General features: G+C 67.2%; 24 protein-coding genes and 1 tRNA gene. 20 read left to right on the top strand and 5 right to left on the bottom strand.

Annotated features, from left to right (window positions below):
• Positions 1 to 57 precede the first annotated feature (57 nt).
• Both NI1_RS14790 and NI1_RS14785 read left to right on the top strand, forming a co-directional pair.
• A complete protein-coding gene (locus NI1_RS14790) occupies positions 58 to 1251 on the top strand; it encodes a glycosyltransferase (RefSeq protein WP_067820068.1) in 1194 nt (397 codons plus the stop codon).
• 17 nt (positions 1252 to 1268) lie between these two features.
• Complete coding sequence (locus NI1_RS14785; protein WP_067820065.1) at positions 1269 to 1964, top strand: maleylpyruvate isomerase family mycothiol-dependent enzyme; 696 nt, start codon at positions 1269 to 1271, stop codon at positions 1962 to 1964.
• A 73-nt stretch (positions 1965 to 2037) separates the two neighbouring features.
• Here NI1_RS14785 and NI1_RS14780 read toward each other — a convergent pair whose 3' ends face one another.
• Both NI1_RS14780 and NI1_RS14775 read right to left on the bottom strand, forming a co-directional pair.
• Positions 2038 to 3159 carry an acyl-CoA dehydrogenase family protein gene (locus tag NI1_RS14780; protein ID WP_067820062.1) on the bottom strand — a complete coding sequence of 374 codons (1122 nt, stop codon included), beginning with the start codon at positions 3157 to 3159 and terminating at the stop codon, positions 2038 to 2040.
• 19 nt (positions 3160 to 3178) lie between these two features.
• Positions 3179 to 4372 (bottom strand): acyl-CoA dehydrogenase family protein, encoded by a 1194-nt coding sequence (locus NI1_RS14775; RefSeq protein WP_067820059.1) that lies wholly within the window; start codon positions 4370 to 4372, stop codon positions 3179 to 3181.
• A 154-nt stretch (positions 4373 to 4526) separates the two neighbouring features.
• On the opposite strand from NI1_RS14775, the gene NI1_RS14770 reads away from it, so the two are divergent.
• The 13 genes from NI1_RS14770 (at position 4527) to NI1_RS14710 (ending at position 17140) form a co-directional block, all read left to right on the top strand.
• Positions 4527 to 4715, top strand: coding sequence for a ferredoxin (locus tag NI1_RS14770; protein ID WP_067820057.1), 189 nt, complete (start codon positions 4527 to 4529; stop codon positions 4713 to 4715).
• A gap of 45 nt (positions 4716 to 4760) precedes the next feature.
• Complete coding sequence (locus NI1_RS14765) at positions 4761 to 5663, top strand: 3-oxoacyl-ACP reductase (RefSeq protein WP_218026748.1); 903 nt, start codon at positions 4761 to 4763, stop codon at positions 5661 to 5663.
• A 302-nt stretch (positions 5664 to 5965) separates the two neighbouring features.
• Positions 5966 to 6730, top strand: coding sequence for an MlaE family ABC transporter permease (locus tag NI1_RS14760; protein ID WP_067820052.1), 765 nt, complete (start codon positions 5966 to 5968; stop codon positions 6728 to 6730).
• A gap of 4 nt (positions 6731 to 6734) precedes the next feature.
• Positions 6735 to 7586 (top strand): MlaE family ABC transporter permease, encoded by an 852-nt coding sequence (locus NI1_RS14755; RefSeq protein WP_067820049.1) that lies wholly within the window; start codon positions 6735 to 6737, stop codon positions 7584 to 7586.
• 11 nt (positions 7587 to 7597) lie between these two features.
• Positions 7598 to 8836, top strand: coding sequence for an MCE family protein (locus NI1_RS14750; protein WP_245663226.1), 1239 nt, complete (start codon positions 7598 to 7600; stop codon positions 8834 to 8836).
• Positions 8833 to 9864: an MCE family protein gene (locus NI1_RS14745; protein ID WP_084523214.1), complete on the top strand. Its 1032-nt coding sequence runs from the start codon at positions 8833 to 8835 to the stop codon at positions 9862 to 9864. Before NI1_RS14750 ends, NI1_RS14745 begins: the two co-directional genes overlap by 4 nt.
• 2 nt (positions 9865 to 9866) lie before the next feature.
• A complete protein-coding gene (locus NI1_RS14740; RefSeq protein WP_067820046.1) occupies positions 9867 to 10925 on the top strand; it encodes an MCE family protein in 1059 nt (352 codons plus the stop codon).
• Positions 10922 to 12166: an MCE family protein gene (locus NI1_RS14735; protein ID WP_067820043.1), complete on the top strand. Its 1245-nt coding sequence runs from the start codon at positions 10922 to 10924 to the stop codon at positions 12164 to 12166. Before NI1_RS14740 ends, NI1_RS14735 begins: the two co-directional genes overlap by 4 nt.
• The gene (locus NI1_RS14730) at positions 12163 to 13377 is read left to right on the top strand and encodes an MCE family protein (protein WP_067820040.1); all 1215 of its coding nucleotides are present in this window, start codon (positions 12163 to 12165) and stop codon (positions 13375 to 13377) included. The genes NI1_RS14735 and NI1_RS14730 overlap by 4 nt, the downstream gene beginning before the upstream one ends.
• Positions 13374 to 14813 carry an MCE family protein gene (locus NI1_RS14725; RefSeq protein WP_067820037.1) on the top strand — a complete coding sequence of 480 codons (1440 nt, stop codon included), beginning with the start codon at positions 13374 to 13376 and terminating at the stop codon, positions 14811 to 14813. Before NI1_RS14730 ends, NI1_RS14725 begins: the two co-directional genes overlap by 4 nt.
• On the top strand, positions 14810 to 15604 hold the full coding sequence (locus NI1_RS14720) for an Rv1363c family protein (RefSeq protein WP_157535124.1): 795 nt from the start codon (positions 14810 to 14812) through the stop codon (positions 15602 to 15604). Before NI1_RS14725 ends, NI1_RS14720 begins: the two co-directional genes overlap by 4 nt.
• Positions 15601 to 16089 carry an Rv1363c family protein gene (locus NI1_RS14715; RefSeq protein ID WP_067820031.1) on the top strand — a complete coding sequence of 163 codons (489 nt, stop codon included), beginning with the start codon at positions 15601 to 15603 and terminating at the stop codon, positions 16087 to 16089. The genes NI1_RS14720 and NI1_RS14715 overlap by 4 nt, the downstream gene beginning before the upstream one ends.
• A 94-nt stretch (positions 16090 to 16183) precedes the next feature.
• The gene (locus tag NI1_RS14710; protein ID WP_245663225.1) at positions 16184 to 17140 is read left to right on the top strand and encodes an oxidoreductase; all 957 of its coding nucleotides are present in this window, start codon (positions 16184 to 16186) and stop codon (positions 17138 to 17140) included.
• On the opposite strand, the gene NI1_RS14705 is transcribed toward NI1_RS14710, so the two are convergent.
• On the bottom strand, positions 17137 to 18618 hold the full coding sequence (locus NI1_RS14705; RefSeq protein ID WP_067820025.1) for an alpha,alpha-trehalose-phosphate synthase (UDP-forming): 1482 nt from the start codon (positions 18616 to 18618) through the stop codon (positions 17137 to 17139). The genes NI1_RS14710 and NI1_RS14705 overlap by 4 nt on opposite strands.
• A gap of 3 nt (positions 18619 to 18621) precedes the next feature.
• On the bottom strand, positions 18622 to 18792 hold the full coding sequence (locus NI1_RS38495; protein WP_169815427.1) for a hypothetical protein: 171 nt from the start codon (positions 18790 to 18792) through the stop codon (positions 18622 to 18624).
• A 208-nt stretch (positions 18793 to 19000) separates the two neighbouring features.
• Here NI1_RS38495 and NI1_RS14700 point away from each other — a divergent pair, with 208 nt between their 5' ends.
• From NI1_RS14700 to NI1_RS14680, 5 genes are all read left to right on the top strand, one after another.
• Positions 19001 to 19837: an alpha/beta fold hydrolase gene (locus NI1_RS14700; protein WP_067820022.1), complete on the top strand. Its 837-nt coding sequence runs from the start codon at positions 19001 to 19003 to the stop codon at positions 19835 to 19837.
• A 139-nt stretch (positions 19838 to 19976) separates the two neighbouring features.
• Positions 19977 to 20219 (top strand): MbtH family protein, encoded by a 243-nt coding sequence (locus tag NI1_RS14695; protein WP_019931522.1) that lies wholly within the window; start codon positions 19977 to 19979, stop codon positions 20217 to 20219.
• 162 nt (positions 20220 to 20381) lie between these two features.
• A tRNA-Thr gene (locus NI1_RS14690) sits at positions 20382 to 20453 on the top strand.
• Positions 20454 to 20574: 121 nt separating this feature from the next.
• Entirely contained in the window at positions 20575 to 21309 is a 735-nt protein-coding gene (locus NI1_RS14685) for a response regulator transcription factor (protein WP_067820021.1), read from the top strand.
• A 68-nt stretch (positions 21310 to 21377) separates the two neighbouring features.
• Positions 21378 to 22820, top strand: a complete 1443-nt coding sequence (locus NI1_RS14680) for a sensor histidine kinase (protein WP_067820551.1) — start codon at positions 21378 to 21380, stop codon at positions 22818 to 22820.
• Here NI1_RS14680 and NI1_RS14675 read toward each other — a convergent pair.
• Positions 22771 to 23196: an HIT family protein gene (locus tag NI1_RS14675; RefSeq protein ID WP_067820018.1), complete on the bottom strand. Its 426-nt coding sequence runs from the start codon at positions 23194 to 23196 to the stop codon at positions 22771 to 22773. The two genes, NI1_RS14680 and NI1_RS14675, sit on opposite strands and share 50 nt — an antisense overlap.
• Positions 23197 to 23364: the final 168 nt, after the last annotated feature.

Genomic DNA, 23364 nt, shown 5'->3' with positions numbered 1-23364 from the left:
TGATCGGGAAGTCGGCGGTGGGCCGGTCGTGACAGAGTGGCGGACAGGAGGTGCCCGATGAACAGCTACCTGGTCGCCCTCACCGGAAGCGGCGGAACCGTGCCGGCGGAGCTCGGCGTGGTGCGCCGGCTCGTGGAACGCGGCCACCGGGTGACGGTGCTCGCCGAGGAATCCTTGACCGCCGAGGTGGCGGCGACGGGGGCCCGGCTGCGGTCGCGGGCCGGGGTGGGATTCGCCCGCGATACCGCCGACGAAATCGATTCCGACCGGCCGGATTTGGTGTTGACCTCGTACTTCGCCTTCGGAGCCATGGTCGCCGCGCAGGCGTGCGGGGTGCCGTTCGTGGTGCTGATCCCCGGCATCTACCCGCTGCCGCTGGAGGGCGCGCCGCCGCCGGGCACCGGCTTCGGGCAGGCGTCGGGGCCGGTCGGCCGCCTGCGTGATCGGGTGGTCGGCGGCGTGGTGCAGCGTCGCTGGGATCAGGAGTTGTTGCCGCAGCTCAATGCGCTGCGCGCCGGATTCGGCCTGGAACGGCTCGCGCACTATCGGGATCAGGTCGGCCTGGCCCATCGGCAGCTCGTATTGTCCAGCGCCGCTTTCGATTTCCTGGGCGAGCAACCGGACGGCGTGCGCTGGGTGGGTCCGGTCCTGGACGATCCGCACTGGACCCGGGAGGCCGAGTGGGCGGTCCCGGACGGCGGCGAACCGCTGATCCTGGTTTCGCTCTCCACCACCGGCCAACGCCAAACCGACTGTCTGCAACGCATTGTCGACGCCCTCGCCCTGCTACCCGTGCGGGGCGTGGTGACCACCGGTCCCGCCGTCGAGCCGGCCGCACTGCGCGGTGCCCCGAACGTCGCCATCCTTCCGGCCGCCGCGCATCAGCGCGTCATGCGCCACGCCAGCCTGGTGATCACCCACGGCGGTCACGGCACCCTGATGAAGGCGTTCGCCAACGACCTGCCGGTGGTCATCCTCCCGCACGGCCGCGATCACGCCGACAATGCCGCCCGCGTGCACGCGCGCAAGGCCGGAATCGCGCTGCCCCGCACCGCATCCCCAGAACGCATCGCCCGCGCCGTGCGCCGGGTACTGCGCAATCGCGTCCATTACCGCGCCGCCGCCGTCCTCGGCCACGACATCCGCCGCAGCGCCCTCGGTGATCGCCTGCTGCGTGAGCTCGAACCCGCCCCCGATCACCCCGACCCGGTCCATGATCGCGCGCTGTCCGCACGCGAGATCGACTCCTGAGCGGTTACCGTGACCCCATGGATTTCCTGGCCGTACTCCGCGACAAGCTGACCGCTTTCGGCGAACTCATCACCCCCGGCGTCGCGCTGGCCGCGCCGGTGGTCTCCTGTGGCGACTGGACCTTCTACGACCTGGTCGACCATGTCGGCCAGGGCAATCTGTGGGTGGTGACGGCGGTCGCCGAGGATCGCGGCGATTACCAGGGCGATCCCGCGCCCAAGGATCCGGTCGAGCTGCGCGCCTGGTTCGACGCGACGGCCGACGCCATCGTGACCTCGCTGTCGGCCGATCCCGAGACCCCGGCCTGGACCTTCACCCGGTCGATGCCGCGCAACGTCGGATTCTGGCGTCGCCGCCGCGCCCAGGAGACCCTCATGCACCTGTGGGACGCACAGAACGCGCTCGGCTATCCCTACCCGTTCGACGTGGATCTGGCCGCCGACGGCATCACCGAGGTCTTCGAACTCTTCGCCCCGCGCATGGTTCAGCGCGGCCTGGCCGTCGAACCCGAGGTGGCGCTGCGGGTCCGCGCCACCGACACCGGCCCGGGCTGGACCTACGGCCCGGGCGAACCGGTCGCCGAGATCGCCGGCACCGCCTCGGATGTACTGCTCGCCCTCTGGGGCCGCAAGCCCGCCACCGACCCGACCCTCTCCTGGGAGGGCGACCGCGCGGCAGGCGAGCGCGTACTCGCCGGGCCGCTGGTGCCCTGAGAGCGGCGCGACAGCTGTCGAAAAGCAAAGCGGCGGTGGCACATTATGTGCCACCGCCGCTGCTTTCGTCAGGTCATTGGACGGCGAAGCTCGCGCCCAGGGCGCGCAGGTGATCGGTCGCTCCGCCGAGCGCGAACTCGTTGTGCTTGGCGGCGGTGAAGTACTGGTTGACGATGTGGTCGCGGTCGATGCCGACACCGCCGTGCACGTGCACCACGGTGTGGGCGACGCGGTGACCGGCTTCGGCGGCCCAGTACTTGGCGGTGTGGACCTCGTTGGCGGCGGGCAGGCCCTCCGCGAGACGCCAAGCCGCCTGCTGGACGGCCAGGCGCACACCCTGAATGTCGATGTAGGCGTCGGCCAGGCGCTGCGCCACGGCCTGGAAGCTGCCGATCTTGCGATTGAACTGCTCGCGTTCGCGGGCGTAGTCGGCGACCAGTTCGAGCCCCTTCTCCAGGGTGCCGAGCTGGGTGGCGGCCAGGCCGAGCCAGGCGTGCTCGAGCAGCCAGGTCAGGATCTCCGCGCCCTGCTCCACGGTGCCGACCAATTCGGCCGGGGCGCCGGCGAATTCGATCTCGGCCTCGGGGGAGCGGTCGGTGACGATCTGGTCCTGGACGCGCACGGTGGCGTCCGACGGATCGACCAGGAAGACCGCGGGCACGCCATCGACGGTGGCGGGGACCAGGATTCGCGACGCCTGTGCCGCGAACGGCACGGTGGTCTTGAGACCGGTGACGCGCCAGCCGTTCTCGTCGGCGGCGGTGGTGACCGGCTTGGCCGGCTCCCAGTTGCGCTCCTCGGCCAGCGCCGCGGTGAGGATGACCGAGCCGGTGGCGGCCTGACCGGCCAGCGCCCGCTGGGCTTCGGAACCGAACTTCGCCAGCGCGCCCGCGCCCAGCACGATCGACCACAGGTACGGCACGGCCGCCACGGACTTGCCGAGTTCGCGCAGGATGGCGGCTTGTTCGAGCACGCCGAAGTCGCTGCCGCCCACGGTTTCCGGGAGCGCGGCGGCCAGTACGCCGGTCTCGGCGAGCGAGGCCCACAGCGGGGCGTCGAAGCGGACGGTGGGGTTACCGTCGGCCGCGGTGTTCTTGTCGAGTTCGCGCAGACGATCGGCGGTGACCAGCTTGCCGGTCACTTCGGCGGTGAGGCGCGCCAGATCCTGCTGGGCCTCGGTGAGAGTGAAATCCATGATGTGTACCCGCTTTCGATCAGCGCGCCGCGGCGGGCTGCTTGAGGGCGGTCATCGCGATGATGTCGCGCTGCACCTCGTTGGTGCCGCCGCCGAAGGTGAGGATCAGGCAGGCGCGGTGCATGCGCTCGAGCCGGCCCCGCAGCTGTGCGCCCGCGGAATCCTGGCGCAGGTACGCCTGCGGTCCCAGGATCTCCATCAGGGTGCGGTAGGCCTCGGTGGCCAGCTCGGTGCCGAACACCTTGCAGGTGGAGGCATCCCACGGGCGGGGCGCGGCATCCCCGCCGGCGTCGGCGCGCGAGGCCACCTCCCAGTTCAGCAGCTTCAGGTACTCAACCTTGGAGTGGATCTTCGCCAGCGCGATCTGCACCCATTCCTGATCGATGACCCGGGAACCGTTGGCGGTCTTGGTATTGCGCGCCCACTCGGTGGTCTGCGCGACCGCCAGCGCCAGCGGCGCGGACGAGGTCAGCGCGACCCGCTCGTGATTGAGCTGGTTGGTGACCAGCGACCAGCCGCCGTTCTCCGGCCCCACCATGTCGGAGTGCTTGACCCGCACGTCCTGGTAGTAGGTGGCGGAGGTATCCGGACCGGCCATGGTGTGCACCGGGGTCCAGGAGAAGCCCGCGGCCGTGGTCGGCATGATGAACATCGAAATGCCCTTGTGCTTCTTGGCATTCGGATCGGTGCGCGCGGCCAGCCACACGTAGTCGGCGTAGGCGATCAGCGAGGTCCACATCTTCTGCCCGTTGATCACCCACTCGTCGCCGTCGCGCACCGCGGAGGTGCGCAGCGAGGCCAGGTCGGTGCCCGCGCCCGGCTCGGAATAACCGATGGCGAAGTGCAATTCACCCGCGGCGATCTTGGGCAGGAAGAACTGCTTCTGCTCCTCGGTGCCGTAGTGCATGATCGTCGGCGCCACCGAGTTGATGGTCAGGAACGGCACCGGGGCGCCCGCGACGGCGGCCTCGTCGGTGAAGATCAGCTGATCCATGGTCGAACGATCCTGGCCGCCGTACTCTTTCGGCCAGCCGAGCGCGAGCCAGCCGTCGCGCCCCATTTCCGCGACGACCTCACGGTAGACATTGCCCTCGCCGTACTCACCGGTCTGGGCCGAAAGCGCCTGCCGCCGTTCGGGAGTGATCAGTTTGGCGAAATAGTCACGCAGCTCAGCACGCAGCTGTTCCTGTTGCGGCGTGTATGCGATCCGCATAGCAGTACCTCAAGCCTTCGTTTCTCGGTTCAGCCGATCATGACACAGCAGGTGAAACATGTTCCAGTATGGCCAGCAAATGAGGGTTGACTTCCTATCCGGTGCGGCCTCCGCTTGTTAGGGTTGGCCAACACCTGTGGTTAAGGAGTCAGCTATGAAGGTCACCGTCGATCTCGACCAGTGCGAGGCGAACGGAATCTGTGTCGGATACGCCCCCGACGTGTTCGAACTCGATGATGACGACCAATTGCACATCATCGGCCAGGAGGTCCCGGCCGAACTCGAGGACGATGTCCGCGATGCCGTGCTCCAGTGCCCGAAGGCGGCTTTGAAGATCGTCTGACGCCAGCCTTGCTCGCTGGGTGTAACACGTTCTAGAGTCGGGCCGGTGAGCGATTCTGATGTAAGTCTTGCCGGCCGGGTAGCGATCGTCACCGGCGCGGGCGCCGGGCTGGGCCGGGCCGAAGCCCTCGAACTGGCCCGGGCCGGCGCCTCGGTCATCGTCAACGACCTTGCCGAGAACGACGCGGTCTCCGCAACCCTCGCCGATATTCGCGAGCTGGGCGTGAAGGCCGAATTCGTGGCCGGCAGCATTGCCGAGCGATCCACCGCCGACGCCCTGATCTCCGCCGCCGAGAACACCTTCGACCGCTTGGACATCGTGGTCAACAATGCCGGGATCACCCGGGACAAGATGCTGTTCAACATGTCCGACGAGGACTTCGACGCGGTGATCGCCGTGCACCTGCGCGGCCACTTCCTGCTGACCCGCAATGCGGGCGCCTACTGGCGGGGCAAGTCCAAGGCGGCCGACGGCCCGGTCTACGGCCGCATCGTCAACACCTCCTCCGAGGCGGGTCTGCTCGGTCCCGAGGGGCAGGCCAATTACGGTGCCGCCAAAGCCGGTATCACCGCGCTGACCCTGTCGGCCTCGCGCGCCCTGTCGCGTTTCGGCGTGCGCGCCAACGCCATCTGCCCGCGCGCCCGCACCGCCATGACCGAGAAGGTCTTCTCGGCCGCCCCCGAGGACGGCATCGATCCACTCTCGCCCGACCATGTCGCCCACTTGGTGGGATATTTGGCCTCGCCTGCGGCCGAGTCGATCAACGGACAGCTCTTCGTCGTCTATGGTCCGATGGTGGCTTTGATGGCCGCCCCGGTGGTCGAGCAGCGTTTCGACACCGAGGGTGAATGGTCCCGCGAGGGTCTGGCCGCATCGCTGGGTGGTTATTTCGCCGAACGTCCTTCGGCTGCCACGTTTTCCGCGTCATCGCTGATGGATCTCGGTTAGTTCGTCCTAACTTCAGTCGGTGGGGGCGCGTGCCCCCGCCCCTGCGGTTGATCAAGCGGTCGATCGTTGGTAGGAATGGGGATCAACTATGTGTGGCGGCTCACAAAGGTGGCACCGGTCTGACGCTGCTTCTGGGGTGAACACGTTCTGGAAACTGGTCAAAAGTTCAGAAAGATTCCCTGTTCAAAACTATCGAACCCTTCCCGGATGGCACGAGAACGTGTTCTAATCTTGGAGCGGGACCGAGATCACATTCTGATCTCGGGTGCTATAGCTAGGCAGGGGCAGGAGGAATAGCGGGAATGAATGAAGTCCTTGCCGTACCGCTGCGGGCGGTCGGAGGGTTCTTCGAACTCGCCGGCGATGTCGCTCGCGCCGCGGTACGGCCCCCGTTTCAGCGACGGGAATTCATCGATCAGGCTTGGTTCATCGCACGGGTGTCCATGTTTCCGACACTCATGGTCGCGATTCCGTTCACCGTGCTGGTGAGCTTCACCCTCAACATCCTGCTCCGCGAAATCGGCGCAGCGGACCTCTCGGGCGCGGGCGCGGCCTTCGGCTCCATCACCCAGATCGGCCCGATGGTCACCGTGCTCATCGTCGCCGGCGCGGGCGCCACCGCCATCTGCGCCGACCTCGGCGCGCGCACCATCCGCGAAGAGATCGACGCCATGCGCGTGCTGGGTATCGACCCGGTGCACCGCCTGGTGGTTCCCCGCGTGCTCGCCTCCATGTTCGTGGCGGCCATGCTCAACGGCCTCGTCTCCACCATCGGCATCCTGGGCGGGTTCCTGTTCTCGGTCTTCTTGCAGGACGTGAACCCGGGCGCCTTCGTCAACGGCATCACGCTGCTGACCCATCTGCCCGAGGTGGTCTTCTCCGAGGTCAAGGCCATGCTGTTCGGACTCGTCGCCGGACTCGTCGCCTGTTACCTGGGCCTGAACGTCAAGGGCGGGCCCAAGAGCGTCGGCGACGCGGTGAACCAGACCGTCGTCTTCGCCTTCATGGCCCTGTTCGTCATCAATGTCGTGGTCACCGCCATCAGTATCAAGTTCACGGCGCGGTGATCAGATGGCATTCGTGATCCAATCTCGTTTCCCCAAGGTGACCCGGCGTTTTCAACGCTTCTCGGACCGCCTGGACTCGATCGGCAAGCACGCGGTCTTCTACGCGCAGTCGATCGCCTCGGTGCCCAAGGCGCTGGTGCACTACCGCACCGAGACCATCCGGCTGATCGCCGAGATCTCCATGGGCACAGGCGCTCTCGCGGTCATCGGCGGCACCGTCGTGATCGTCTGCTTCCTCACCCTGGCAGCCGGCAGCACCATCGCCGTGCAGGGCTACAGCTCGCTCGGCAATATCGGCGTCGAGGCCCTCACCGGCTTCTTCGCCGCCTTCATCAACGTCCGCATCGCCGCGCCGGTTATCTCGGGCATCGGCCTGGCGGCCACGCTCGGCGCCGGTACGACGGCACAATTGGGCGCCATGCGCGTCTCCGAAGAGATCGACGCCCTCGAGGTGATGGCCATCCGGCCGGTGCCGTTCCTGGTCGGCACCCGCATCCTGGCGGGCATGATCGCGGTCATCCCGCTGTACTCGCTCGCGGTGATCGCCTCCTTCCTGGCGAGTCGCTTTGCGACAGTGGGCATCTACGGTCAGTCGGCCGGTGTGTACGACCACTACTTCGAGACCTTCCTGATCCCCAGCGACATCCTGTGGTCGTTCGGTCAGGCCATCTTCATGGCGCTGGCCGTCATGGCGATCCACACCTATTACGGCTACCACGCCGCCGGCGGCCCCGTCGGCGTCGGTGAGGCCGTCGGCAACGCGGTGCGCGCCTCTCTGATCGCGGTCGTCATGGTGACCTTGCTGATCTCGCTGGCCATCTACGGCACCTCCGGCAATTTCCATCTCTCCGGGTAGGGCGGCGACTGGTGACTTCAAGTGACATGGGCCCGGGCCAGATCGGCCCGGCCTTCGCGCAAAAACCAAGGCCCAAGCGAACTCTCGAACAGGGCTGGGTCGTCAAGCTGGCCGGGCTCGGCCTGGTGCTGGGCCTGGTCGGCGCCGTGGCGATCTGCCTGGTGATGTTCGCCGGCGGTTTCGAGAACACCGTCAAGGTGACCGTCGCGGCCCCGCGCAGCGGCCTGGTGCTGGACCCCGACGCCAAGGTGAAGATCCGGGGCGTCGAAATCGGGAAAGTCTCGGGAATTACCAATACTTCCCAGGGCGCGAATATCGAATTGGCGCTCGACCCCGACAAATTGAAGATGGTGCCGGCCAACGCCGTGGTGGATATCCGATCCACCACCGTGTTCGGCGCCAAGTACATCAATTTCGTTGCGCCGGAAAACGCCTCGAAGGATTCGCTGCACGCGGGTTCGACCGTGCAGGCCGCCGCGGTGACCGTCGAGTTCAACACCATCTTCCAGCACCTGGGCGATGTGCTCGCCAAGGTCGAGCCGGAGAAGCTGAACGCCACCCTGACCGCGCTGGGTTCGGCGCTCCAGGGCCGTGGTGATCAGCTCGGCCAGACGCTGGTGAACGCCGACGAGATGCTGCGCGAGATCAACCCGAGCCTGCCCACCCTGCAAGACGATCTGCGCAAGACCACCGCCGTCACCGGCACCTACGCCGACACCGTGCCGGATCTACTGCGTACCACCGACAATGCCCAGGTCACCGCGGCCACCCTGGTGGCCGAGCAGCGGCAGCTGGACAGCATGCTGCTGGAGCTGACCGGGTTGTCGAACACGGCCACGCCGATCCTGAACGAGACCGGTGCGCCGCTGGCGCAGGCGCTCAATCTGCTGAAGCCGACCACGGGCACGCTGTACGAATACCGTTCCGCCATCTTCTGCACCATCGTCGGCCTGGGCTCGAATATGCCGATCGTGGACGACATCTTCGGCGGCCGGTACCCCGCGGTCACGATGAACGCCGGCGTCATGCCCGGCGGCGAACCGTACAAGTACCCGCAGGATCTGCCGAAGGTGAATGCCACCGGCGGCCCGAACTGCACCGGCGTGCTCGACAATGTGCCCGGCCAGAACGCCAAGTACTACGTCACCGACACCTCCGAGGGCACGGTCTTCCAGCCGGTTACCGTCCCGCACTTCAATTCGAATGTGTTCGAGTGGCTGTTCGGCGGCATCCCGGGGGTGAAGAAGTGAAGTTCAAACCGCGTGCGGTGACCGTCAAGCTCGGTCTGTTCACCCTCGTCATGGTGCTCGTGCTGGCCATGCTCGGGGTGATCTTCAGCCAGATGCGGTTCTCCCGCGAGAACGGCTACCACGCGGTGTTCACCAACTCCTCGGGCATGCTGCCCGGGTCCAAGGTGCGCATCGCCGGGGTGCCGGTCGGCACGGTCAACAAGGTCTACGTGGGCAAGGACAAGCTGGCGCACGTCGACTTCGACGTGGACCGCAAGTACACGCTCTACACCAGCACCAAGGCCACCATCCGCTACGAGAACCTGGTCGGGGACCGGTATCTGGAGCTGATGGAGGGCTCGGGTGACACCAAGACCCTGAAGTCCGGCGGCACCCTCGACACGAACAACACCAAGCCCGCACTGGATCTGGACATGCTGCTGGGCGGGTTCAAACCGCTGCTGCGCGGTCTGGATCCGACCCAGGTCAACGATCTCACCGAGGCGTTGATGCAGGTGTTCCAGGGGCAGGGCGGCACGCTGGTGTCGCTGCTGAACAGCGGCGGTTCCTTCGGCAAGACCCTGGCCGAACGAGATGCCTTGATCGGCAGCGTGATCGAGAACCTGAAGACGGTGCTCGGCACCATCGACGAGCGGGACGAAGCCTTCGGCACCACGCTGGACGAATTGCAGCGCCTGGTCAGCGGCCTGGCCGCCGACAAGGACCCGATCGGCGACGCGATTCCCCGGATCTCCGGCGCCACCGGCGATCTCACCGCGCTGTTGCAGGCGGCCCGGCCGGATCTGAAGAGCACCGTGCAGCAATTGGGCCGCACCGCAACGGCTCTCGACGATCAGGGCGACGAGCTGGAGTGGCTGATCCAGAACCTGCCCGAGTCCTACCGGAAGCTGGTCCGCATCGGCTCCTACGGCTCGTTCCTGAACATCTACGTCTGCGGCACCGACATCATGATCGACGGCCCCGACGGTAAGCCGCTCCTGGTCAGCACCCCCGGTGGTCAGATGGGTTACGGAAGGTGCGCCAAGTAGTCATGAAGACGAACCGTTTGTCCACGGCCAATATCGGCGTCCTCGGCATCGTGCTGGCCGTGACCGTCTCGCTGGCCTCCCTGCAATTCGATCGGCTCCCGTTCGTGCGCTCCGGCGCCGAGTACATCGCCTACTTCGCCGATGCCGGCGGCCTGGTCGCCGGCGACAACGTGCAGGTCGCCGGCGTGAAGTCCGGTCGCGTAGACGAGGTGAAGCTGGACGGCGCGAAGGTGAAGGTGCGCTTCACCCTCGACGAGTCGATTCCGCTGGGCACCAAGACCTCCGCGGCCATCAAGACCAATACGGTGCTGGGCCGCAAGTCGATGGAGGTGACTCCGGACGGCGGCGGGACGCTCACCAAGAACGATCCGATTCCGCTGGAGCGCACCACCTCTCCGTACTCGCTCAACGACGCGCTCGGCGATCTGTCCAACACGGTCAAGGACCTGGACATGGACCAGGTCAACAAGACCCTGGACACCTTGTCGGCGACCTTCGCCGACACCCCCGCGCCCTTGCGCAATGCGCTGGACGGCATTTCGGCGCTCTCGCGCAGCATCAACACCCGCGATCAGGCGCTGACCGATCTGCTGAGCAAGGCGCAGGGCGTCACCCATGTGCTCTCGGACCGGGCCGCCAAGGTCAATTCGCTGCTGGTGGACGGCAATTCGCTCTTCACCGAGCTGGATGCCCGCAAGGCCGCGCTCAGCCAGCTCATCGTCTACGTGAACGGGCTGGCCAAGCAGCTCACCGGTTTCGTCAACGACAACGAGGCCGAGCTGAAACCGACTCTGGACAAGCTGAATTCGGTGCTGGGCATCTTGCAGCGCAACCAGCAGGACCTCAAGGAAGCGCTCGACGCGGTGGGCCCGTACGCGGGCGCGCTGGGTGAACAGGTCGGCTCCGGCCCCTACTTCCAGGCCTACATCTCCAACTTCTCCTCCTCGTCACTGGAGGTGCTGGTCGATGCCATGGTCTGGCCGGAGAACGTGCCGGACGCGCTGAAGAACATGCTGAGCACCCTCGGCCTCTCCCAGGGAAAGGTCGGACCGCAGAAATGAACGCCGTGCGAACGAACCTCGGAAAACTGCCCCGCGGCGCCAAGATCGGCATCGCGCTGGCCCTGATCGCGATCCTGGTCGCGGTCGGCTACTCCGCGGCGACCAAGGTCGGCACCAAGCAGGTGACCGCCTACTTCCCCTCGACCAGCGGCCTGTACGCCGGCGACGACATCCGGATCCTCGGGGTGAAGGTCGGCAAGATCGACTCGGTGGAACCGGGCAAGGACCGGGTCACCGTCAAGATGCCCCTGGACCGCGGCATCGACGTGCCCGCCGACGCCAAGGCCGTGATCATCTCGCCGTCGCTGGTGTCCGCGCGCTTCATCCAGCTGGCTCCGGCCTACACCGGCGGCGCCAAGCTGAACGACGGCGGCTCGATTCCCATCGAGCGCACCGCCATTCCGGTGGAGTGGGACGACATCAAGGCCGAACTCTCCAAGCTGGCAACCACTCTCGGCCCGGTGGGCCAGGACCAGCAGGGCTCGTTCGGGCGCTTCGTCGACACCGCCGCGAACAACCTCGACGGTAACGGTGAGGCCTTCCGCTCGACGCTGAAGGAACTCTCCGCCGCCCTCGGGACGCTCTCGGACGGCCGCACCGACCTGTTCGCCACCATCCGCAATCTCCAGCAGTTCGTGGACGTGCTCTCCAAGAGCAACGACCAGATCGTGAGCTTCGGCGGCAAGCTGGCCTCGGTCGCCAATGTGCTGGCCAACGTCTCCGCCGATCTCGGTGCGGGACTGGACAATCTGGATATCGCGGTCGACGACGTCAAGCGCTTCATCGACAGCCGCGGCGGCGCGCTCACCGAGGACCTGCAAAAGCTCACCGACGTCACCGGCATCCTGGTGGAGAAGCGGCCGCAGCTGGAGCGCCTGCTGCACTCCGGCCCCACCGCGCTGGTGAACTTCTACCAGCTCTACAAGCCCAATACCGGCAGCCTCACCGGCTACCCGGTGCTCACCAACTTCGCCGATCCGCTGAGCTTCCTGTGCGGTTCGGTGCGGGCGGCGGCCCGGGAATCCTCGGACAAGTCGGCCGACCTGTGCGCGCAGACCCTCGGGCCCGCGCTCTCCAACATGACCATGAACTACCTGCCGTTCATGCTGAGTCCCGCCACCGCCGCGGGGGCGACCCCCGACCAGATCACCTACTCGACCCCGGAGCTCGCGCAGCGGGCCGGACAGGTCAGCGTGCCGGGATCCCTTGCGGACCTGGCGGTTCCGGGAGGCAACAAATGAGAACCGTAGGGGGACGCAAGCGGGTCGCCGGACTGGCGATCGGCGTGGCCATCGCGCTCGGCACCACCGGCTGTGAATGGGACGGGCTCAACTCCCTGCCCCTGCCCGGTGCGGCCGGAACCGGCGACGGCGCTTGGGAAGTCAAGATCCAGATGCCGAATGTCACCACGCTGACCCGTAATTCGCCGGTTCGCGTCAACGACGTCACCGTCGGCACCGTCTCCGGGATCGATGTCGAGGGCTGGCACGCGCTGGTCACCGTGAGCCTGGAGAAGGGCGTCAAGCTGCCCGCCAATGCCACCGCCAAGATCGGCCAGACCTCGCTGCTCGGCTCCAATCACCTGGAACTGGCCGCGCCCGCGGACACGCCGGCCACCGGCGAGCTGAAGGCCGGGGACACCATTCCACTGGAGCGGGCCGGGGCCTACCCGACCACCGAGCAGACGCTCTCCTCGCTGTCGGTGGTGCTCAACGGCGGCGGCATCAGCCAGCTGGAGAACATCACCGGCGAGCTGAACAAGGCGTTCAGCGGGCGCACCGATGCCATCCGGGATCTGTTGCCGCAGTTGAACTCCCTGGTCACCACCCTCGATGGGCAGACCAAGGACATCATCGCCGCGATGGGCGGGCTGGACCGGTTCTCCGGGATCCTGGCGCAGCAGCAGGACAAACTGGCCTCGGCCATCGACAATATCCATCCGGCGCTGACCGTGCTGGCGGACCGGCGCGAGAACATCACCAATGCGCTGACCTCGCTGGCGAGCCTGAGCGATGTGGTGTCGAAGTTCGTCGCCGACGACAACGGCGCGCTGAAGCAGAACCTGGCCAACCTGTGGCCGACCCTGGAGCAGATCGCCAATACGGGCAGCAATCTGACCCTGGCGCTGGGCATGCTGCTCACCTTCCCGTTCCCGATGCATTCGCTGGACGGCGCGGTGCGCGGCGACTACCTGAACGTCAAGATCGTCTACGACCTCACCGTGGCCCGCCTCCAGAAGAACCTCTTCACCGGCACCGCGCTCGGTCCGCGCGGCACCGGCGTGGAAGGCGTGGTGGGGCAGATCGGCGGCACCGACGGCGCGCCCGTCGACCCGAGAACCGCTCCGTTCCAGCCCAATTCGGCCGGTACGCCGACCCTGCCCGGCGTCGGGGCGGTGCCCGGCCTGCCCGCCATCCCGGGCATCACCGTGCCGCAAGGGAGTGGACAGTGAAACTCACCAAGTTCGTCAAGATCCAGCTGGCAATCTTCTCCGTGCTGACCGTCATCGGCCTGACCGTGATGACCGTTGTCTACGTGCAACTTCCGGCGGCCTTCGGGGTGGGCGTCTACGACGTGACCGTGAAGCTGGCCGCCACCGGCGGACTCTACGAGCACGCCAATGTCGCCTTCCGCGGCACCAATGTGGGCAAGGTGAAAGAGGTCCGGCTGACCCCGAAGGGCGTCGACGCCGAGCTCGTCATCGACAGCGACTACAAGATTCCCAAGGATGTCGACGCCTGGGTGCGCAGCGTGTCGGCCGTCGGCGAGCAGTACGTGGACCTGGTCCCGGCCGAGAATCCCAAGGGCGGCAACCTCTCCGGCGGATCGGTGATCGAGGTCGAGCGCACCAAGCTGCCGCAGGATGTCGGCACCCTGCTCGATCAGACCGACCGGCTGCTCAACAGCGTCGCGGACACCAAACTGCGCCAGGTCATCGACGATGCCTTCAAGGCGTTCAACGGCGCCGGGCCGGACCTCCAGCGGTTCCTGGACTCGGCGAGCCTGCTGGTGCAGGAGGCCAAGAACAACACCCAGGCCACCAAGGATCTGATCGAGAAGATCGGCCCGCTGCTCGACACCCAGGTGCAGTCCGACGCGAACATCCGCAGCTGGACCGCGGACCTGGCGACGCTCACCGATCAACTGCGCGAACATGATCCGGCGCTGCGCAATGTCGTGCGCAAGACGCCCGGCACCGCCGCCACCGCCACCCAGCTGTTCCAGGACTTGCAGCCGACGCTGCCGCTGCTGGCCCGCAATCTGGTGAGCGTGGGGCAGGTCAGCTCGATCTACAACCCCAGCATCGAACAGCTGCTCGTGGTGTTCCCGCCGTTGATCGCGGGGCTGCTGACCGCGGCCACGGGCGGGCCCATCGAATACGGCGCCATGGTGGACTTCATGGTCTCGCTGAACGATCCGGTCGGTTGCACCGTCGGCTTCCTCTCGCCGAACGACCGGCGCGACGCGTCCATGCGCGATGCCCCGGCGACCCCGGACAATCTCTACTGCAAGGCCCCGCAGAACGCGCCCTACGCGGTGCGCGGTATCCGCAATACGCCCTGCATGGAGTACCCGGGCCGGCGCGCGCCCACCCCGGAGCTGTGCCGCGACCCGAACGGCTATGTTCCCGAGGGCGATATGCCGCTACCCTTCCAGAAGGACGCCCCCGGTGCCGCATCGAGCAACCCGGGCGCTAACTCCGGAGGGACCTCCGGAGCGGCCAGTGGGACACAACCCGCATCGCTGGAAACCCGGTCGTACGATCCCAAGACCGGGACCGTGCTCGGACCGGACAACCGCACGTACCGGATGGGCAATATCGGTCCGGACGGGTCCGGAGTGGTCCCGGCAAGTTTGACGGCAATGGTTCAGGAGCAGATGAAATGAGCGAAACCAGTGGGGTGACAACCCGTACTCGGCGGCGCGCGGTGCGTTCGGAAGGACCGCCGCCGGAAGAGGGGGGTACCACCTCACCGGTGCTCGACACCGTGGTGCCGGTGGCCGAGAAGGCCCCGGCCGCTACCGAATCCGCGGCGGCCGATGTGGCGGCCACCGCGGAGGCGGCAACGCCGCAGCATGAGGACGCGGCGGCTGAGACCGTCAAGCTCGAGAAGGCCCCCGCGGCAGCCGGGGACGCCGCCGAAGCCGCCGAAGCCGAGGAAACCGAAGCGCCCGCAGTCGCTTCGGCTTCCGGTTCCCGGTGGATGCAGGTGCTCGCGACGGCGTGCGCGGTGCTGGCCGTGGTGGCGCTGGCCGCGACCGGATTCTTTGTCCACGAACGCAATCAGGCCGCCGACCTGGAGGCGCAGCGCACCGAGTACGTGCAGTTCGCGTCCAAGGCCATGACGACCATCGTCAATGTCAACGGCGATACCGCGGGCGCGGATTTCGCCAAGGCGCTCGAGGTCACCTCGGGCGACTTCGCCGCCGACCTGGCCAAGCGCAAGGACGGTTTCGCCGAACTCATCCAGAAGGCCCAGGTCAAGGTCAAGGGTGAAGTCGTCGGCGCCGCGCTGGAGAGCTCGGACGATCACTCCGCCATCGTGCTGGTCGGCGTGAAGCAGCTGCTCACCAACACCGGCGTGCAGGGCGAACAGCAGCGCCAGTACCGCTTCCGGGTGACCATCGCCAAGGACGGCGACAAGCTCTCGGTCACCGGAATGGAGATGGTGCTGTGAAGCGCAAGATCGATCTGTATGTGCTGATCGGCGCCGCGGTGCTGCTGGTCGCCAGCCTCACCGCCGCCGGCGTGACCGGCTACCTGGCCTGGCAGGAACGCCAATCCGAGTCCGCCCGTGACGATTCCGTGGTGGTGGCCCGCCGGGCCGTGGACGGCATGTTCGGCTACAGCTACCAGTCGGTCGATCAGCAGATGGCCAAGGTCACCGACGATATGACGCCGGACTTCAAGCAGGACTGGAACAAGGTGGTCTCGGAGAACATCTCCAAGTCCGCCAAGGAGAAAGAGCTGGTCGTCACCGCCAATATTCAGGCCACCGGCGTGCTGTCGGCGAGCGCGGACAAGGCCGACGTGATGGTCTTCCTCAACCAGAAGAGCGTGGGCAAGGATCCCGCCACCGGCTCCTACATCCAGAGCCGCCTGAAGGTGTCGCTGGAGAAGCAGGGCAGCCGCTGGCTGGTCGCGGACGTCAACCCGATCTGATCGGGTCCGTCACCGGGGGCGCACAGCGGAATGCTGTGCGCCTTTTGCGTTTTCCAGCGCGCGGATCGGCGGCGGGCGAACCAGAATGGCCGATGTGGCACAGCGAACGACATCGTGGACCGTGGCAGTCATCCCGGATCTGAGCGGCCGCACGGCCGTCGTGACGGGGGCGAGCGCCGGCATCGGAATACCCACCGCGCGGCTGCTCGCCGAACACGGGGCGCGCGTCGTGCTCGCCTGTCGCAATGTCGAGAAGGCAAGCGGCGTAGCGGAAGCGATACGGCGGAGTGCGCCCGAAGCCGAATTACGGGTGGTTCGACTGGATCTCGCGTCCATGGCGTCGGTACGCCTTGCCGCCCAGGAGCTTCGGGAGCTATACGGCTCCATCGACCTGCTGATCAACAATGCGGGAACGGCCTGCGCGCGACCCAGCCGGACCGAGGACGGCTTCGAAACCACCATCGCCACCAACCATCTCGGTCCGTTCGCGTTCACGGGCCTGCTGCTGGACCGGCTGCTCGCCGCTCCCGCCGGGCGGATCGTGTCGGTGAGCAGCAACGCGTCCGGATGGCGCAACTCCGGATTGGAGCTGGACGACCTGTTCTACGAGCGGCGGCGCTATCGGGCGCTGACCGCCTACGCGCAGTCGAAGCTGGCGAATCTGATGTGCGTGCTCGAAATGCAGCGGCGGCTCAACGGGATCGGCACCGCGCTGGTGTCGGTGGCCGCGCGGCCGGGGGTGGCGCAGTCGGATTTCGATCAGAGCCTCGGACCGGTGTTCCGGCGCGCGGCGCGGTCGCCCCTGCGGTTCGTGATCGATCCGTTCAAGCAGACCACCGAGATGGGTGCGCTGCCGACGCTGCGGGCCGCAGTGGATCCGGAGGTGCGCGGTGGGGAGTTCGTCGGTCCTACGGGGCGGTGGAAGGGTTTTCCGGTGTTCGAGGAACCGCCGGCGGCCGCCCGCGACCCCGAGCTCGCCGCTCGGCTCTGGGCAGAGTCCGAGCGGCTCACCGGGGTGCGGTTCGATTTCGAAGCGGCCGTGGGGAATTAGCGGCGCAGGCCCGGGTCGACGTCGTCGTCGGTGAGCAGGGCGCTGCCCGCCACCCGGTCCTGGGCGAGGGCGTCCAGGAAGGCCCGGGCCCAGCGGTCCACATCGTGGGTCAGGACCTGGCGGCGCATGGAGCGCATGCGGCGCCGGCGGGTGTCCCGGTCATCCTCGAGCGCCGCCACCAGGGCTTCCTTCACGCTCTCCAGGTCGTGCGGGTTGCACAGATAGGACTGGCGCAATTCGGCTGCGGCGCCGGTGAATTCGCTCAGCACCAGGGCGCCGGTGAGGCCGCCCTGGCAGGCCACGTACTCCTTGGCCACCAGGTTCATGCCGTCCCGCAGCGGCGTCACGACCATGACGTCGGCGGCCACGAAGAACGAGATCAGTTCATCGCGCGGGATCGGGCGGTGCAGGTAGTGCACCACCGGATAACCGACCCGGGAGAACTCACCGTTGATCCGGCCCACCTGGCGTTCGATATCGCCGCGCATCTGGATGTAGGACTCGACGCGTTCCCGGCTGGGCGTGGCCAGCTGGACCATGACCGTCTCCTCGGGGTCCAACCGGCCTTCGTGGAGGAGTTCCTCCAGGGCGGCCAGCCGGATGTCGATGCCCTTGGTGTAGTCCAGGCGGTCGACGCCGAGCAGGATGTTCTTCGGATTGCCCAGTTCCGCACGGATTTTCGCGGCCCGCTCCCGGACATTGCGCTGCCGGGAGTACTCGTCCAGCTCGGTCGAGGTGATCGAGATCGGGAAGGCGCCCACCCGCACGGTGCGGAAACCCACCTGCACCACACCGAGTTTCGAGCGCACGCCGACATTGCCGCGTGAAGTCGGTTGTCCGGCAAGCCGTCTGGCCAGATACAGGAAGTTCTGCGCACCGCCGGGCAGATGGAAGCCGATCAGATCCGCGCCCAGCAGGCCCTCGACGATCTCGGTGCGCCAAGGCATCTGCATGAACAGTTCCACCGGCGGGAACGGAATGTGCAGGAAGAATCCGATGGTCAGATCCGGGCGCAGCATGCGCAGCATCTTGGGCACCAGCTGCAACTGGTAGTCCTGCACCCAGACCGTCGCGCCCTCGGCGGCGACCTTGGCGGTGTACTCGGCGAAACGGCGGTTCACCTGCACATACGCCTGCCACCAATTGCGGTCGTAGACCGGGCGCACGATCACGTCGTGATAGAGCGGCCACAGCGTGGCGTTGGAGAAGCCTTCGTAGTAGTCGGCGACCTCGTCGGCCGACAACGGCACCGGATGCAACTCCAGGCCGTCCTCGACGATCGGGTCGAGATCCATATCGGGTACGCCCGCCCAGCCGACCCATGCGCCTTTGTTGTTGCGCAGCACCGGTTCCAAGGCGGTCACCAAGCCGCCGGGGCTGCGCTTCCAGCGGGTCGTACCGTCGGGTAGTCGCTCCAGGTCCACCGGCAGCCGATTGGCGACGACGACGAAACCGGAGCCGGAGCTATCCGGGTTCACGGGTCATTCGCCTCGCGCGTTGGGCCCGATGCCCAGCATGGAGAGCAACATGCGGCATTCGTCGGCGTCGGTCGCGTAGGCGGCTACCACGCGCTGGGCCTGACGAGCGGTTTCATCGGCGAGCGGTTCCAGATCGTCGTCCGCGATGTCGTTCGCGCCGGTCTTCGCGGCCATCATCATGTCCTCTCGGGAAATCTGCCTCGGAATGACGTCCATCGTATCTGTCCGGCTCGGCGGGGCTGTCCGGTCGGTGTAGCTCGAGCCCCAAACGGAATACAAGCTCGACCCCCCGGGGCGGGCCGCACCGCGAAACGTTCCGGAGCCGAATGGCTATACGGTGGACGAAGCTGAAGTCGATTCATCCGATGAAGGGGTTGTACGCATGCCGTTGGCCACGGTGAACGGAATCTCACTGAACTACCAGGTCAAGGGTGACCGGGCCAAGGGCACCGACGTCAAGGGCGGGGGCCCGCTGGTCGTCATGATCATGGGCACCGGCAGCCCGGGCCGGGTGTGGGAACTGCACCAGGTGCCCGCGCTGGTGGCCGCCGGATACCGGGTGTGCACCTTCGACAATCGCGGCATCGCGCCCTCCTACGAGGCCGCGGGCGGAATGACCATCGACGATCTGGTGCGCGACACCGCCGCGCTGATCGAATTCCTCGGTGAGGGACCGGCCCTGGTGGTCGGCCAGTCGATGGGCTCGCGGGTCGCCCAGGAGCTCGCGCTGGCCCGCCCCGACCTGGTCCGCAAGGCCGTCTTCATGGCCGGGCACGGACGCCTCGACCAGTTCCAGAAGACGCTGTCGCTGGGCGAACACGAACTGGACGCCGCCGGGACCCGGCTGCCCGCCAAGTACGACGCCGCGCTCACCGCGATCATGAACCTGTCGCCGGCGACCCTGGCCGACACCAACGCCGCGCGCGACTGGCTGGACCTGTTCGAGTTCACCGGCGGCCCGGTCTCGCCCGGCGTACGCGCGCAGCGGCGCATGGATCATGATTTCGACCGTTTGGCCGCGTATCGGCAGATCAGGGTGCCCTGCCTGTCCATGGGCTTCGCCGACGACCGGATGATCCCGCCCTACCTGTCTCGCGAGGTCGCGGAGGTGATTCCGGGCGCTCGCTACCAGGAAATCCCTGATGCGGGCCATTTCGGATACCTGGAACGCCCCGAGGCGGTCAACAAGGTCCTGCTGGAATTCTTCGCCGGGGCATGAAGGTAACCGCCCAGCCGTAACACCCTCCTTGCTAGGGTCGAATCAACGTCGGGGGTTCGTACGATGCTCGTGGTCACACCGGGCGGAGTTACGATCCGTCAGCGTTCCCGTACACAGCGCCAGTATCCAGTGAGGTGAAATGAGCACCAATCCTTTCGACGACGAAGACGGCCGGTTCTTCGTCCTGGTCAACGACGAGGAACAGCATTCGCTGTGGCCGGCCTTCGCCGAGGTCCCGGCCGGGTGGCGAGTCGTGTTCGGCGAGGACAGCCGTGCGGCTTGCGTCGAATACGTCGAGAAGAACTGGACGGACATGCGTCCCAAGAGCCTTCGCGATGCCATGGCCGCCGATGACGCGGCTCGTCAGGCGGCTCAGTCCTGATCGACCGCGGTTAGCCCCGATACGGCACGGGAACGGTTTTCCTGATGCGGCCGAGAGTCCCTCGGCCGCATAAGGATCTGCCCTCGGGCTGTACTCGGAACCAACTGGGACGCCGGCTTTTCCGCGCAGCCGGCCCACCTGGTTATGATGCTTCCGCTACCCGCCTCCTTAGCTCAGTGGTAGAGCACTCGCCTTGTAAGCGAAAGGTCGTCAGTTCAATCCTGACAGGGGGCTCTCCTCCGCCTCCCCGCGACTTCTGCCGGTCGTGGGGAGGCGTTCGTCGTTTCCGGCCCTTCCCAGGGAACTCGCAGGGAACGTTCAGGGAAATCGGCGCGGTCGGCCGGAGGATGTTGTCATGACAGGTGTGCCCGGACAGCGTGAACCCGAAGCGAAGGTGCTGGTCGTCGATGACGAGCCCATGATTCTGGAGTTGTTGTCGGTCAGCCTGCGGTATCAGGGGTTCGAGATCGCCACCGCGGGGAGCGGGACCGAGGGGCTGGACAAAGCGCGGGCGTTCCGGCCGGATGCGCTGATCGTGGACGTGATGATGCCGGGGATGGACGGGTTCGGGTTGCTGCGGCGGCTGCGGGCCGATGGGATCGATGCGCCGGTGTTGTTCCTGACCGCGCGGGACGATGTCGAGGACAAGATCACGGGGCTGACGCTCGGGGCCGACGACTACGTGACCAAGCCGTTCAGTCTGGAAGAGGTGGTGGCGCGGCTGCGGGTGATCCTGCGGCGGGCCGGGCGGGCGGTGCCGGAGCAGAAGACCTCGCGGATCAAGTTCGCCGATATCGAGCTGGACGACGACACGCACGAGGTGTGGAAGGCGGGGGAGGCGGTGCCGCTCTCGCCGACCGAGTTCACGCTGCTGCGGTATTTCATGGTCAACGCGGGCACCGTGCTGAGCAAGCCGCGCATTCTGGATCACGTGTGGCGCTATGACTTCGGCGGTGAGGTCGGGGTGGTGGAGACCTACGTGTCGTATCTGCGCAAGAAGGTCGATACCGGGCCCGAACGGCTCATCCACACCCTGCGCGGGGTCGGCTACGTGATGCGGGAACCGCGCGGCGGCTCGGGCGCCAAGTGATCGCCGCGCGCACCGTCCGGCGCCGGGTGGCGGCACGGCTCGCGGCGGTGCCGCTGCGCACCACGCTCATGGTGGCGCTGGTCTCGCTGACCGCGCTCGGCATGCTCATCTCCGGGCTGGTGGTGACCTCGCTGATGCGCAATGTGCTGATCGGGCGGATCGACGCGCAGCTGTACGGGGCGGCCGAGAGCTGGGCGAAACCCGGTGCGCCCCGGCCGGAACCGCTGCCGCGGCCGCCGGCCCAGGAGCGGCCGCCGCATCTCTTCTATGTGCGCGTGGTGGATTCGAGCGGCCAGGAGACCCTGGTGCTCTCGCCGACCATGCTGAAACCCGCGGTGCCGGAGGATCTCGGGCATCGGCCGGTCACCGTCGGCTCGGTGGGCGATTCGGGGGAGCAGTGGCGAATCGTGCGGGTGGGCAACCAATTCGGCACCACCACGGTCGCGCTGCGGATGGACGAGACCTACTCGATCCTGGATCGGCTGATCGCGCTGCAAGTGGTGATCGGGGCTATCGTGCTGGCGGTGCTGGCGGCGGTGGCGCGGCTGGTCATCCGGCGCAGCCTGCGGCCGCTGCGCAAGGTGGAGGAGACGGCGGCGGCCATCGCGGGCGGGGATCTGCATCGGCGAGTCCCGGTGCGCGGCACCGATACCGAGGTCGATCACCTCTCGCGCTCGCTCAACACCATGCTGACCCAGATCCAGCAGGCGTTCGCCGCCACCGAGGCCTCCGAGGAGGCGGCGCGGCGCTCCGAGGCCAAGATGCGGCGGTTCGTGGCCGACGCCAGCCATGAACTGCGGACGCCGCTGACCACCATCAAGGGGTTCTCGGAGCTGTATCGGCAAGGGGCCATCACGGATCCGGCGATGCTGATGGATCGCATCGAACGCGAAGCCAACCGAATGGGGTTGCTGGTCGAGGACCTGCTCATGCTGGCCCGGCTGGACGCGCAACGGCCGGTGGAGCGGCGGCCGGTGGATCTGCTGGCGCTGGCCAGCGATGCCGTGCACAGCGCGCGGGCGGTGGCGGCGGCCCAGCATCCGGAGGCGCATCGGCCGATCGGGCTGGAAATCGATTCCGGCACGGGCACTTTGGAGATCCTCGGCGACGAGGTGCGGCTGCGCCAGATCCTGGCCAACCTGCTCAACAACGCGCTGGTGCACACCCCGCCCGAAGCCTCGGTGACGGTGCGGCTGCGCCCCGCCGACGACGAGGTGTGGCTGCGGGTGGTGGATACCGGCCCCGGGCTGGAGCCCGAACAGGCCGAGCGGGTCTTCGAAAGGTTCTATCGGACCGACAAATCCCGCAGCCGTGAGCGCGGCGGCACCGGGCTGGGGCTGTCGATCGTGGCCGCCCTGGTGGCCGCGCACGGCGGGACGGTGACGGTGGCGAGCACGCCCGGGGTGGGCACCACCTTCACCGTCCGGCTACCGCGCGGGGACGTGGACGGGCCGGTCGAGCTCAGTCCGGAACGTTCGCGCCATAACCCAGATCACGCAGCGCCTGTTTGATCTTGGCCTGCGCCTCGTCGAGCGATTCCTTGCTCGGTTCCGGGTCCGCGCCGGTGATATCGAAGTCACCGAGCTCGAAGGCCGGGAAGACGTGCAGGTGCAGATGCGGCACCTCCAGGCCGGCGACCAGCAGGCCCGCGCGCGGCGCGTCCCAGGCCGCCCGCACCGCCTGGCCGATCTTCTGTGCCAGGGCGGTCATGCGGGCGAAGGTGGCGGGCTCGACGTCCTGCCATTGATCGATCTCCTGGCGCGGCACCACCAGCGTGTGGCCCTGCGTGACGGGTGCGATGGTCAGGAAGGCGACGAATTCGTCATCCTCCCAAACGAATCGGCCGGGCAGCTGGCCGTTGATGATTGCGGAGAATACGGAAGCCATAGCCCGGACATTACGCTCCCCCGCCTCCCCGAACCTCTGCGCGCGGCAGAGAGCCGTTACCGGTTGGCAACGCGTGCCGGCGGTTCCGGCCGAACCGATTGTGGTCGTACCCGGTGAGTTACCCCGGTCGTTCGAAATCGGTTGTCGCCCCGCGCGACGACCGATTGT

The organism is Nocardia inohanensis NBRC 100128, from assembly GCF_001612945.1.
In the GTDB taxonomy this organism is placed as follows: Bacteria; Actinomycetota; Actinomycetes; order Mycobacteriales; family Mycobacteriaceae; genus Nocardia; species Nocardia inohanensis.
Note: the sequence above shows the minus strand (reverse complement) of the source record. Positions and strands in the feature narration are given on the sequence as shown.